This window comes from Streptomyces sp. SAI-135, assembly GCF_029893805.1.
Classification (GTDB): domain Bacteria; phylum Actinomycetota; class Actinomycetes; order Streptomycetales; family Streptomycetaceae; genus Streptomyces.
This window is the reverse complement of sequence record NZ_JARXYP010000002.1, coordinates 769,384-782,251: the sequence shown is the minus strand read 5'-3', so window position 1 is coordinate 782,251 and position 12,868 is coordinate 769,384. Positions and strand designations below refer to the sequence as shown.

Below are 12,868 nucleotides of genomic sequence, written 5' to 3'. Positions count from 1 at the left end.
CAATGGATCACTCGCGGGTGCCCGTGCTGGAGGCGCTGGAGGAGTTCCGGCGCCGCGGAGACGTGGTCTTCGGCCCGCCCGGCCACAAGCAGGGCCGCGGCGTCGACCCGAGGGTCGCCGAGATCGTCGGACTCGACGTGTTCCGCTCGGACGTCCTGTCCCTCAACGGCCTCGACGACCGCCGTCAGTCCCAGGGAGTGCTCAGCCAGGCACAGGACCTGATGGCGGACGCGGTCGGGGCCGAGCAGGCGTTCTTCTCCACCTGCGGCAGCTCCCTGTCCGTGAAGACGGCCATGCTGGCCGTGGCGGGCCCCGGGGAGAAGCTGCTGCTGTCCCGCAACGCGCACAAGTCCGTGATCTCGGGCGTCGTCGTCAACGGCGTCGAACCCATTTGGGTCCATCCCAAGTTCGACGCCCACCGGCACCTCGCCCATCCACCCGAGCCCGACGACGTGCGCCGCAGCCTCCAGGAGCACCCCGACGCCAAGGGCATGCTGCTGATCACCCCCACCGACTGGGGGACCTGCGCCGACATCCGGGGCGTGGCGCGGGTGTGCCACGAGTTCGGCGTGCCCCTCATCGTCGACGAGGCATGGGGCGCCCATCTGCCCTTCCACCCCGAGCTGCCGGCCTGGGGCATGGACGCCGAGGCGGACCTGGTGGTCACCAGCGTCCACAAGATGGGCGGGGCGATCGAGCAGAGCTCCGTCTTCCACCTCCAGTACGACCGGGTCTCGCCGGAGGCGCTCAAGCAGCGGGAGGACCTGCTCGGCACCACCAGCGCCTCGTCCCTGGTGTACATGACCCTGGACGGCTGGCGCCGCCAGATGGTCGAGCAGGGCCACGACCTCCTGGACGCCGCCCTGCGCCGCGCCGAGCGGATCCGGCTCGCGGCCGCCGACCTGCCGGGACTGCGCCCCATGGGGCAGGAGGTCGTGGACGAAGGGCTCGTGGCGGCCTTCGACCCCCTGAAGATCGTGATCGACGTACGCGAGCTCGGGATCAGCGGCATGCAGGCCGCCGAGTGGCTGCGCGCCGAGCTGCACGTGGACGTCGGCGGCTCGGACACCTGCCGGATCAGCGCTTCGATCACCCACGCCGACGACGACGAGACCGAGAAGACCCTGCTGGACGCCCTGCGCGCCCTCACGGAAGGCGCCGACACCATCGAACGCAGGCCGCCGGTACGCCTTCCCGAACCCTCGGCCCTGGAGCTGGAGCAGGCCATGCTGCCGCGCGAGGCATTCTTCGCCGAGGTCGACCATGTGCCCGCCGAACAGGCCGCGGGCCGTATCGCCGCGGAGATGATCAGCCCCTACCCTCCGGGTGTCCCGGTGATCGCGCCCGGCGAGGTGATCACCGACGAGGTCCTCGACTACCTGCGCAGCGGCGTCGAGCACGGCGTCCTGATCCCGGACGCCGCCGACCCCAAGGTCGAGACGCTGCGGGTGGTCGCACGGCGCTGAGGCTCACCGCGTCGGCAGCCACCTGTCGATGACGGCTGCCACTTCGTCCTGTCCGCGGAAGAGGTGCCCGTCCATGCCGACTGCTCGCGCCGCGCCGACGTTCTCCTCGCGGTCGTCGACGAAGAGGAAGTCGGCGGGCGCGCCCCGCAGAGCGACGACGCAGTGCTGGAAGGCGGCCGGGTCGGGCTTGGCGGCACCGATCCTGCCGGACAGGGCGAGGTGGTCGAGGTCGTGCAGCCAGGGCTGGGCGGTCAGGAAGGCGTTCGCGTGGTCCGCGGGGATGTTGGAGAGCAGGGCGACCCGGGCCCGGCCCCGCAGGCCCCGGACGTAGGCGACCATGCGGTCGTCGACGCGGGACCAGCTGTCGATGTCGGTGAGCCGCAGCTCCTCGACCGTGTCGGCGTCGGCGGGGCGGGACAGCGCGTGCAGGACGTCGGTCCAGTACGCGGACGCGGTCCGACGGCCGGCGTCGTAGGGCGGGCGGTGGGTCCAGTAGGCCGTGGTGAAGTCCTCGGTGGAGGCGTGGCAGCGGGCGGCCATCTTCTCCAGGGCGCCCGGGCGTTGGTGGCGGGCTATGACGCCGAAGAGGTCGAAGAGCACGATGCGGCGGCGGTCGGTGGACATGGGGGTCCGTCCTTGAGGTCTCGGGGGCGGTCGGGTCAGGGCCGGTGGGGCAGGGCGCGGGCGAGCGAGTCCAGTGCGGCCAGCCGGTCCGGGCCCGCCGGGACGAGGACGACGCCGGTCGCGCCGGCCGCGTGGCGGGCGTCGATCGCCGCGCGGGCCTGGGCGGGGGTGCCGGCGATGCTCAACGCGCGGACCCAGTCGGCGGGCATCGTCCGGGCGAAGTGCTGTGCGTCGGGGCTGGCCGCGCGGTGGGCGCGCAGTTCCCCGGCGAAGGGCAGGGGGTCGACATGGGCGGCCCACTGCGGCTCACCGACCGGTTCCAGGACCGCGCGGACACGGGTCAGGGCCGCGTTCTCGTCGTCGTCCACGGCGGCGGCGTCGTAGACGACGATCTCCGGAGATCTCGCGGCGGCGGAGCCCAGGTGGCGCAGGGAGGCCGTGATGTAGCCGGGTGCGGCGGGCTCGGCCAGCAGGAGCCCGTCGGCGACCTCGCCCGCGACCGCCTGCGACTTGGGGCCGCGCACACCCAGGATGACCGGGGGCACGACGTCCGGGATCTCGGTGAGGACCACGCCCTCGCAGCGGACGTACCGGCCGTTCTCGGGACCGGGCTCACCCGCGATGAGCAGGCGCAGCGCTCTCGCGTACTCCTTGATCAGCGTCAGCGGGCTCTCGGGCCAGGACCCGGCCTGGCGCATCCAGCCCGGCATGCCGTGGCCGATCCCGGCGATGAGCCGACCGGGGTGGAGCTGGGCGAGGGTGGCCAGTTCCATCGCGGCGAAGGCCACGTTGCGGGCGCCGGCGGGCATGATGCCGATCCCGACGGTGAGCTTCGTGGTGGCGGCCAGGACGGTGGCGGCCTGGGCGACACCGCCGCGCCGGCCGAGGTCCTCCACCACCCAGACCTGGTCGAAGCCCAGCTCCTCGGCGCGCCGGACGTAGGGCAGCACCTCGCCGACGGGGAGGTCGAGCGGCAGCATCACACCCACGCGGCCGTGGGCGGAAGGTGCGGGGGACTCGGACATCTGTGGCTCCTTCGATCGGCTGTGGCGTTGCTCCGGCTCAGGCGGCCGGGGGAGAGAGGCTTGTGCGGCACGGTTGTCAGGGACCGTGCCGCACAAGCGGTCAGTGGCGGCCGGCCGCCGGGTCGAGGGGGACCAGGTGCGTCAGCCAGCGATCACGGCCGGGTCGGCGAGCAGTCGGCCGACGGTCATGGTCGAGGCGAAGGTGTCGTACGCGAAGGCCGCCGCACCGGCGGACGCACCCGTCAGGTCCCTCAGGTGCGGGCACCACCCAGGCGCCCGGCAAGGTGCCGTACAGGACGAGAGACAGAGGTCGCCACGCGGGCGGCTCGCAGGGAACGTTCCATGCCGCCCACCGTAACGAACACTGAATGTGTTTGAAAAGCGGGTTGATGAACAAGTTGAATGTTCGTTTCTCGGTGGTGTTCAATCACGGCATGAGCAACGCAGACCGGCACGGGCTGATCGCGAAGGTCGTCAGGGACTCCGGAGGGGCCACGGTCCAGGAACTGGCCGAGCTGACCGGCGCCTCCGAGATGACCATCCGGCGCGACCTCGACACCCTCGCCGCCCAGGGCGTCCTCGAACGCGTCCGCGGCGGGGCCCGCACCCTGCTGCTCCGGGGCGAGGAGCCCCCGTTCGCCCTGCGCGCCCGCGAGGCCGTCGACGCCAAACGCCGGATCGCCGCCGAGATCTGCGCACGCGTCGCCGACGGCGAGAGCGTCCTGCTGGACAGCGGCACCACCTGCCTGGAGGTCGCCCGCCTCCTGCGCGAGCGCCCCGTCACCGTGATGCCCCTGTCCCTGCAGGCCATCCACCTGTTCGCCGAGATGCCCGGCCCCGCCACCCTGGTCGTGCCCGGCGGACAGCCCCGCGCCGCCGAAGGGGCTCTCACCGGCCCCCTCACCCTCGCCTCCCTGGCCGCCCTGCGCTTCGACACCGCTGTCATCGGCTGCTGCGGGCTGACCGCGGCCGACGGCCTGACCGCCTACGACCTCGACGACGCCGCGGTGAAGAAGGCGGGCATCGCCTCCGCCCGCCGAGTCGTCGCCGCCGCCGACGGCAGCAAACTGGGCCACACCGCGTACGCGCACGTCGGCCCCGCCGCCCTGCTGCACACCCTGGTCACCGACAGCACCGCGGCCGCGGACGAGGTCAGCGCGCTGGAAGCCGGCGGAACCGTCGTCCGGACCGTCTGACGGACCCGTTCGCGAGTGCTCACGGGCGAGGCGCATGCACAGCCGGACGCCCTCGCGCAGCCGCAGGCGGTCGTCGGGTCGTCGAGGTAGCTGTGGAAGAGGCGTGGCTTGGCGCAGGGGTGGGATCGCCCCACTGCCTTGCTCAGGCCACGCGGATCCCCACGATGCACGTGTCGTCGTCCGTGTCGGACCTGCTGTGGGTCAGCAGACGGTCCAACTGCTGGTCCAGCGTGGGCGGGACCGCCCGCGCGACCGTGAGGAACTGCGCCAGGGACTCCTCCACGGACCGGTCCCGGCGTTCGATCAGACCGTCCGTGTACATCAGCAGTGTGTCGTCCACGGCGAGCTGCACCTCGTGCTCCTCGTACTTCGCCTCCGGTACGGCGCCCAGCAGCAGCCCCGTCACCAACGGCAGCGGTGCCGCCTCCGAGCCGCGCACCAGGACCGGCGGCAGATGCCCGGCCCGCGCCCAGCGCAGGGTGTGGGTCTCGGGGTCGTACAGGCCGCACACCGCGGTGGCCGTGACGGCGCCGGTCAGATGGTGGGCCACCATGTTGAGCCAGGACAGCAGCTGGCCCGGTCCGGCGCCGGTCACGGCGAGGCCGCGCAGCGCGTTGCGCAGCACCACCATGCTGGTGGCCGCCTCGATCCCGTGCCCCGCGACATCGCCCACGCACAGCAGTACCAGCCGGGACGGCAGCACGACCGCGTCGTACCAGTCGCCGCCGACCAGGTGCTGGGTCTCGGCGGGCCGGTAGCGCACCGCCACGTCCAGTCCCGGAACCTCCAGCGGGGCCTGCGTCGGCGGCATGATGGCGTGCTGCAACTGGAGGGTCAGCCGGTTGCGTTCACTGGCCTGCTGCTCGGTGTGGGCGAGCTGGTCCCGGGTGGCGGCCAGGGCCACCTCGGTCCAGTGGTGCGCGGAGATGTCCTGGTAGGCGCCGCGCAGCAGGTAGAGCTGACCGGAGGAGTCCAGGACCGGCTCCGCCACCACCCGGATGTGCCGGGTGACCCCGTCGGGGCGTTGCAGCCGGAACGCCGTGGACGCGGGACGGCGCTGGTGGAGCAGGGTGCGCAGGAACCGGCCGATGGCGACGGCGTCATCGGGATGGGCGTGGGAGGACAGGGCCTCCAGCGGCACGGGGGAGTCGGAGACGGGCCGGCCGTAGAGGTGGTAGAGCTGGCCGTTCCAGGTGATCTCGCCCGTCAGCAGGTTCTCCTCGAAACCGCCGATGCGGCCCAGGCGCTGGGCGTGCTGGAGCAGGCTCGCCAGGCGGGCCGTCTCGTCCTCGATGCGCCAGATCAGCAGGACGCTGTCGCCGTGCCGGCTGACGTTGATGTCGGCGACCGCGGCCAGCTGCACGTCGTCCACCAGGGCGGTGAGCCGCATGCGGTGGGCGCGGAAGGGCTCACCGGTGGCGTAGACGCGCTCGATCCGGTCGAACAGCTCGCTGTGGCCCGCCGCCATCGGGTACGCCTCCAGCAGCAGCGCACCGTTCACGGCGCCCCGCGGCCGGCCCGCCGGGTCGAGGAAGCGGCTGTTGACGTGGTGGATGCGGAAGTCGACGAGGTGACCGTCGGACCCCAGGTGCGGCACCAGCACCAGGGCGGGATCGTGCAGCCCGTCGGCCAGGTCCATCAGCTCGGAGACGTCCGGCAGGACGCGCGGGCCCGGGACGCCGTCGGGGTGCTGGAGCGCGTACGTCTCCAGGGTGTGCGCGCACAGTTCGGCCAGGGCCTCGATCTGGCGGACGATCTGCGGGGGAGGGGTCTCCAGCGGCGTGGGCCAGGCGATCTCCAGGACGCCGTGGATGCGCCCGCCGGTCCCGGCCGGTACGGCGACCCGGCCGCCGTCGGGGTGGTGGTGCTGCCCGATGGACGGCAGGCCGGTCTCGGACAGACTGCGGATCCAGTCCCCCGCACGCTCGGTGAGACCGCGGCGGGCCACCGTCGTCACGCCCGGCGGCACATGGCGCCAGCGTCCCGCCTCGGCCGAGGAGAACCCGGCGCTGCCCGCCAGCGCGAGGGAACCGTCGGACCCCAGGGCCCAGATGGCCACCGCCTCCGCCCCGAGCGGGGTGAGCGCGTGCTCCAGGAGGGAGTCGGCGACCGCCTGGGTGTCGTCGGCGGCCAGCGCACCGCTCTCCGCCGCACGCAGCCGTACGGCGGAGGAGTGCCCGGCGTCCGGATCGGCGGAAGCGGTCGCCGCGAGGAAGGCGCTCGTCACCTCCGAGAGCCGGTCCCGGGAGGCCTGGTTGATCACCTCGACGGCGAACTCCAGCGGTGTCACCCCGGCCTGCGCGGTGAGCTCGGCGAGCTGCCGCGAGGCCTGCGCGGGACCGCAGCCGAGCCGCTCGACCAGGATGCCCTTGGCCAGTTCGATCAGGGCCCGCCCGTCCGCCTCGGCCTGCGCCGCCCGCACCTCCCGGCGCAGCCGCTCCACGGTCGCCGCCAGCCTGCCGACGGGGGAGGCCTGCCCGTCCCCGTCGGTGCCGTCGACGGCGGACGGGTGGTCCCCGGGCGCACTCTGGGGCTCGGACGGCTGACGGAGATCACTCACGGTGGGCCTGTTCCTCGGCTGGGACGTCACACGGTCGGCTGGGGGGCGCTGCGTGTGCTCACCCGGGCAGCCACCGTCGGACGCGGGCGATGAGGTCGCCGGTGTCGACGGGCTTGGTGACGTAGTCGTTGGCGCCGGACGCGAGGCTCTTCTCCTGGTCGCCCGGCATCGCCTTCGCGGTGACCGCGATGATGGGCAGCTCCGCGTACTGCGGCATCGAACGGATCTCCGCGGTGGCGGCGTAACCGTCCATCTCCGGCATCATCACGTCCATCAGGACCAGCGAGATGTCCGGGTGGGCCAGCAGCATCTCGATGCCCTTGCGGCCGTTGTCCGCGTGCAGGACCTGGAAGCCGTGCAGTTCCAGCACCCCGCTGAGCGCGAAGAGGTTGCGCGCGTCGTCGTCGACCACGAGGACCGTCCGGCCGACGAAGGTGTCGTCCACCACCTGCGCCACGGGGCGCTGCGGATCCTCGGAACGCACCAGCGACAGCACGTCGCCGGGCTGCTCCGCGGACAGGTGCAGGGTGATGCGCTCGCGCAGGTCGTCCAGGCTGGACAGGAAGTCCAGCGGCCGGTCGCCCGCCAGGGCGCGCAGGCCCTGCTCCTGCCCGAGATCCACCCGGTGTCCGGTGTGGATCAGGACCGGAACGCTGGCCAGCGCCGAGTCGCCGCGCATCGCCTCCAGGAAGTCGGCTCCCTCGTCGTGCGGCATGCCGAGTTCGAGGACGACACAGTGGCAGGGGTCGGTCGCCAGCATGCTCGCGGCCTCCTGCGCCCCCACCGCGGTGATGATGTCGACCGGTCCGTGCGGATCGCCGGCGAGGTCCGCGACCGCCCGCTCGGCGACCAGCGTGAGCAGACCACGCGGACGCTCCTCGATGACCAGCAGCCGGCGCCTGCGCTGCTCGGGGGAGGGCGCGGCGGCGGTGAGCTGACGGGGCTCGGCCGCCTCCTGGGAGGCGGAGAGTTCGTGCGGCTGCTCCGCCGGACGGGCGCCGCTCTCCATCAGTTCCTCGAAGTCGGCCCGTGCGACGGGCAGGTACAGCGTGAACGTGCTGCCCTGGCCGGGCATGCTGTCGACCGTGACCGCGCCGCCCAGCAGATGGGCGATCTCCCGGGTGATGGAAAGACCGAGCCCGGTGCCGCCGTACTTGCGGCTGGTCGTCCCGTCGGCCTGCTGGAACGCCCCGAAGATCGTCTCCAGTTGCTGCTGCGGAATGCCGATGCCGGTGTCCTTGACCCGGAACGCCACGATCGGGCCGCCGCGGTGCACACCCGGCGGTACCTCCCGGTCGGTGGCGGGCTCGATCCGCAGCTCCACGTTGCCCTGTTCGGTGAACTTCACCGCGTTCGACAGCAGGTTGCGCAGGATCTGGCGCAGCCGGGAGTCGTCGGTGAGCAGGTCGGCCGGGGTTCCGGGCGCGGTGGCCACGGTGAACTCCAGGCTCTTCTGCGTCGTCATCGGCCGGAACGTGGCCTCGACGTACTCCAGGAGCTGGCGCAGCGGGACCCGCTCCGGTGCCACGTCCATCTTGCCCGCCTCGACCTTGGACAGGTCGAGGATGTCGTTGATGAGCTGGAGCAGGTCCGAGCCCGCCGAGTGGATGATGCCCGCGTACTCGACCTGCTTCGGGGTGAGGTTGCGGGAGGGGTTCTGCGCCAGCAACTGGGCCAGGATCAGCAGGCTGTTGAGCGGGGTGCGCAGCTCGTGGCTCATGTTGGCCAGGAACTCCGACTTGTACTTGGAGGCCAGCGACAGCTGCTGCGCGCGGGTCTCCAGTTCCTGCCGGGCCTGCTCGATCTGGAGGTTCTTCGCCTCGATGTCGCGGTTCTGCGAGGCGAGCAGGGAGGCCTTCTCCTCCAGTTCGGCGTTGGAGCGCTGGAGTTCGTCCTGCTGGACCTGCAACTCCTCCGAACGGGCCTGGAGTTCGGCGGTCAGCCGCTGGGACTCGTCCAGCAGCTCGTCGGTGCGGACGTTGGCGACGATGGTGTTGAGGTTGACGCCGATGGTCGGCGTCAGCTGGGCCAGGAAGTCCTGGTGGATCTGGGTGAAGCGGCTGACGGACGCCAGCTCGATGACACCGAGGACCTGCTCCTCGACCACGATCGGCAGCACCACCAGGGCGGTGGGCGACACCTGCCCGAGACCGGAGGAGATGGTGACGTACCCCTCGGGCAGCTCCTCCACGGTGACGGTACGGCGGTTGCGCGCGGCCTGTCCGACCAGCGAGCGCCCGACCGGGATCCGCGTGGGCCGCTCCTCGTCGTCCGGATAGCCGTACGACCCCACCAGCCGCAGTTCGTGGCCGCGCACGGTGTCCTCGGCCAGGTAGAAGGCACCGTACTGGGCCGACACCAGGGGAGTGAGCTCGTCCATGATGAGCTCGGCGACCACGGGCAGGTCGCGGTGGCCCTGCATCAGGCTGGAGATCCGGGCGAGGTTGGTCTTGAGCCAGTCCTGCTCCTGGTTGGCCCGGGTGGTCTCGCGCAGGGACTCCACCATGGAGTTGATGTTGTCCTTGAGCTCGGCGACCTCTCCGGAGGCCTCCACGTTGATCGACCGGGTCAGGTCGCCCTCGGCGACGGCGCTCGCCACCTCGGCGATGGCCCGGACCTGCCGGGTCAGGTTCCCGGCCAGCTCGTTGACGTTCTCCGTCAGCCGCTTCCAGGTGCCCTCGACGCCCTCGACCTCGGCCTGTCCGCCGAGCCGGCCCTCGCTGCCGACCTCGCGGGCCACGCGGGTGACCTCGGCGGCGAACGACGAGAGCTGGTCGACCATCGTGTTGATGGTGGTCTTCAGCTCCAGGATCTCGCCCCGGGCGTCGACGTCGATCTTCTTCGACAGGTCGCCGTTGGCCACCGCGGTCGTCACCAGGGCGATGTTGCGCACCTGCCCGGTGAGGTTGTTGGCCATGGAGTTGACGTTGTCGGTGAGGTCCTTCCAGGTGCCGGCCACGTTCGGCACGTGCGCCTGACCGCCCAGGCGTCCCTCGGTGCCGACCTCGCGGGCGACGCGGGTGACCTCGTCGGCGAACGCGGACAGCGTGTCGACCATGGTGTTGATGACGTCCGCCAGGGCGGCGACCTCGCCCTTGGCCTCCACGGTGATCTTCTGCGAGAGGTCACCGCGGGCCACGGCAGTGGCGACCTGGGCGATCGAGCGGACCTGCCCGGTCAGGTTGGAGGCCATCACGTTGACGTTGTCGGTGAGGTCCTTCCAGGTCCCCGACACGCCCCGCACGATCGCCTGTCCCCCGAGGTTGCCCTCGGTGCCGACCTCGCGGGCCACCCGGGTCACCTCGTCGGCGAACGCGGAGAGCTGGTCCACCATCGTGTTGATGGTGTTCTTGAGTTCGAGGATCTCGCCGCGGGCGTCCACGGTGATCTTCTGGGACAGGTCGCCGTTGGCCACGGCGGTGGCGACCTGGGCGATCGAGCGGACCTGCCCGGTCAGGTTGCCCGCCATGAAGTTCACGGAGTCCGTGAGGTCGCGCCAGGTGCCCTTCACGCCCTTGACGTCCGCCTGGCCGCCGAGCCGCCCCTCGGTGCCGACCTCGCGGGCGACGCGGGTGACCTCGTCGCCGAAGGCGGAGAGCTGGTCGACCATCGTGTTGATGGTGTTCTTGAGTTCGAGGATCTCGCCGCGGGCGTCCACGGTGATCTTCTGGGACAGGTCGCCCTGCGCCACGGCGGTCGTCACCTGGGCGATGTTGCGGACCTGCGAGGTGAGGTTTCCCGCCATGAAGTTGACCGAATCGGTCAGGTCGCGCCAGACACCGCCCACACCCGGCACCTGCGCCTGCCCGCCGAGTCGTCCCTCGCTGCCGACCTCGCGGGCGACGCGGGTGACCTCGTCGGCGAACGCGGAGAGCTGGTCGACCATCGTGTTGACGGTCTCCTTCAGCTGAAGGATCTCCCCGCGCGCGGGCACGTCGATCTTCTGGGACAGGTCGCCCTTGGCCACCGCCGTCGCCACCTGGGCGATGTCACGGACCTGGGTGGTCAGGTTGCCGGCCATCGCGTTGACCGAGTCGGTCAGGTCCGCCCAGGTGCCGGAGACCCCCGGGACCTCCGCCTGGCCGCCCAGGGTGCCCTCGGTGCCCACCTCGCGGGCCACCCGGGTCACCTCCGAGGTGAACACGGACAGCTGGTCGACCATGCCGTTGAAGACCGTGGCGATGTCGCCCAGCAGCCCCTGGCCGTCGGACGGCAGCCGCGTGCCGAAGTCGCCGTCGCGTACGGCGGTGAGCCCGGCCAGCAACTGCCGTAGCTCCTGCTCGCCCGGGCCCTGTTCCCGGGCCTCCGTGGACGTGCTGGTCATGCGCACCCTCGTTCCGCTCCCCAAGAGCCCCCGCACCGAGGACTCGGAACCGTGCCGGGCTCGTCAAGGGCCCGCTCACCAGCGACAATCCCGCACCCCACGGAGCTGCCCGATGAGAAATCCGTCGAAGATTAACCCAGGTGATGAGCAGCGACAAAAGGCCGGGGAGCGGGTTGTGACACGCCGGAAAAAGGGATCGAGACGATGGTGTGAGGGTGACGATCCGGGGTACTCGAACCGATTTTCACGGATCCGGCCGCGTCGAACCGAGGGCCTCCTCCAGGGTCGGGTGGAAGGGGATGACGGTGTCGAGCCCCACGAGCTGCAGGGTGCGCAGGACGGCACCCCGCACCACCACGAGCCGCAGCCAGCCCCCGGCGGCCCCGGCGGCCTGGAAGGCGGCGATCAGGGCGTTGACTCCGCTGGAGTCCATGAACGTGACCCGGCTCAGATCGATGACGACCCGCTGCTGCACGGAGGCGTCCGCCGGAGCCAGGGCCCGCGTCAGGCCGCCCACGCTCTGGTGGTCGATCTCTCCGTCGAGGCCGAGGACGGTGATGCCGTCGGCGTCGGTCCGGGTCACGGCCAGTGTGCCGTGACCCGCTGCTTCCCGGTTGTCTACCACTTGCGTCCTCTGCGCACTCGATGGGGGCTGCCACGTCCTTGGTGCCACCGCTGCCCCGGAAGTCCCGGCGCGATGCATGAGAGAGCCTTTCAGTTCGTCCGCCGCACAGGAACAGCGCGGCACAGGCGTAAGGAAGGAATCACGGGGTATCCGCGCGCTCATGAACGGGGTACTGGAGATGGTCGGCAGGGTGCGGGTCCTGCCTGAGGAGTGTTCGCGGATGCCGGAAGCCGCACCTGCCGAGGTGACCGTGGCCCTGGACGGAGCGGACGGCTGTATCGCCGACGCGCGGGCCCAGACGTCGAAGTTCCTGACGCGGGTGCAGGGGGAGTACGGGCTGCCGGTCTCGGCCCGCGCCATGGACCTGGGGCAGCTGGTGGTCAGCGAACTGGTCACCAACGCGCTGAAGTACGCGCCGGGTCCGGTGCTGCTGCACCTGCGCATCGCCGACACCATGCTGGAGATCGAGGTCTGGGACACCGACCCGACCCTCCCGCTGGCTCGCGCCGCCGACGCGGGACGGGTGGGTCAGCACGGCCTGGAGATCGTGATGGCGGTCGTCCAGGGCATAGAGGTGCGTCGGGAACCGGTCGGCAAGTGCGTCACGGCCCGCCTGACGCTGTTCGACGATCCGCTGGAGTAGGCGCGCGTCTGCCTGCGCGCCGAAGAATCGACACGCCACGCCACGCCACGCCGGGCTCGGCGACGGCGCGTTTTGCCGACCCTGCGGGCGGGGCCACGCCGGCCGGCCGAGCCTGCCGTGGGAGGCATCCGCGCAGGACCGCGACCCCCGGCCGGATCCGGTCCGGCGGTGCCGCCCACTCGGTGTCACCCGTACGGCTCAGTCGCGTCGCCGATTGCCGTCCCGGGCGGTCGGCGAGGCTGCGGGTGCCAGAACGCATCCGCGGGGGCCCGGATCGGCCCCGCCGGCTCCCCCAGGAGCGGACGGCTCAGGCGCGTCGACGGCTGCTGTCCCGCGCGGCCCGCGGGGCGGGAGATCGGCTTGCCTCGGCGCTTTGAACTCTCCCGGCATGGGCACTCCTCACCG

At 71.8% G+C, this 12,868-nt stretch carries 8 protein-coding genes; 3 read left to right on the top strand and 5 right to left on the bottom strand.

What is annotated here, in order from left to right; all coding sequences use genetic code 11:
- The first annotated feature begins 2 nt into the window (after positions 1-2).
- Positions 3-1,466 (top strand): PLP-dependent transferase, encoded by a 1,464-nt coding sequence (locus M2163_RS07925; RefSeq protein ID WP_280893557.1) that lies wholly within the window; start codon positions 3-5, stop codon positions 1,464-1,466.
- A gap of 3 nt (positions 1,467-1,469) precedes the next feature.
- Here M2163_RS07925 and M2163_RS07920 read toward each other — a convergent pair whose 3' ends face one another.
- Together M2163_RS07920 and M2163_RS07915 are read right to left on the bottom strand one after the other, a co-directional pair.
- Entirely contained in the window at positions 1,470-2,090 is a 621-nt protein-coding gene (locus M2163_RS07920; RefSeq protein WP_280893556.1) for an HAD family phosphatase, read from the bottom strand.
- 35 nt (positions 2,091-2,125) lie between these two features.
- Entirely contained in the window at positions 2,126-3,115 is a 990-nt protein-coding gene (locus M2163_RS07915) for an LLM class flavin-dependent oxidoreductase (RefSeq protein WP_280893555.1), read from the bottom strand.
- Between the two features lie 434 nt (positions 3,116-3,549).
- On the opposite strand from M2163_RS07915, the gene M2163_RS07910 reads away from it, so the two are divergent.
- The gene (locus tag M2163_RS07910; protein ID WP_280853526.1) at positions 3,550-4,311 is read left to right on the top strand and encodes a DeoR/GlpR family DNA-binding transcription regulator; all 762 of its coding nucleotides are present in this window, start codon (positions 3,550-3,552) and stop codon (positions 4,309-4,311) included.
- A gap of 142 nt (positions 4,312-4,453) precedes the next feature.
- Here M2163_RS07910 and M2163_RS07905 read toward each other — a convergent pair whose 3' ends face one another.
- The 3 genes from M2163_RS07905 to M2163_RS07895 all read right to left on the bottom strand — a co-directional run bounded on the left by M2163_RS07905 (position 4,454) and on the right by M2163_RS07895 (position 11,778).
- Complete coding sequence (locus tag M2163_RS07905) at positions 4,454-6,871, bottom strand: SpoIIE family protein phosphatase (RefSeq protein WP_280893554.1); 2,418 nt, start codon at positions 6,869-6,871, stop codon at positions 4,454-4,456.
- A gap of 58 nt (positions 6,872-6,929) precedes the next feature.
- Positions 6,930-11,195, bottom strand: a complete 4,266-nt coding sequence (locus M2163_RS07900; RefSeq protein WP_280893553.1) for a HAMP domain-containing protein — start codon at positions 11,193-11,195, stop codon at positions 6,930-6,932.
- A gap of 244 nt (positions 11,196-11,439) precedes the next feature.
- A complete protein-coding gene (locus M2163_RS07895; protein ID WP_280893552.1) occupies positions 11,440-11,778 on the bottom strand; it encodes an STAS domain-containing protein in 339 nt (112 codons plus the stop codon).
- Between the two features lie 202 nt (positions 11,779-11,980).
- On the opposite strand from M2163_RS07895, the gene M2163_RS07890 reads away from it, so the two are divergent.
- Entirely contained in the window at positions 11,981-12,463 is a 483-nt protein-coding gene (locus M2163_RS07890; RefSeq protein ID WP_280893551.1) for an ATP-binding protein, read from the top strand.
- The last annotated feature ends 405 nt before the right edge of the window (positions 12,464-12,868 follow it).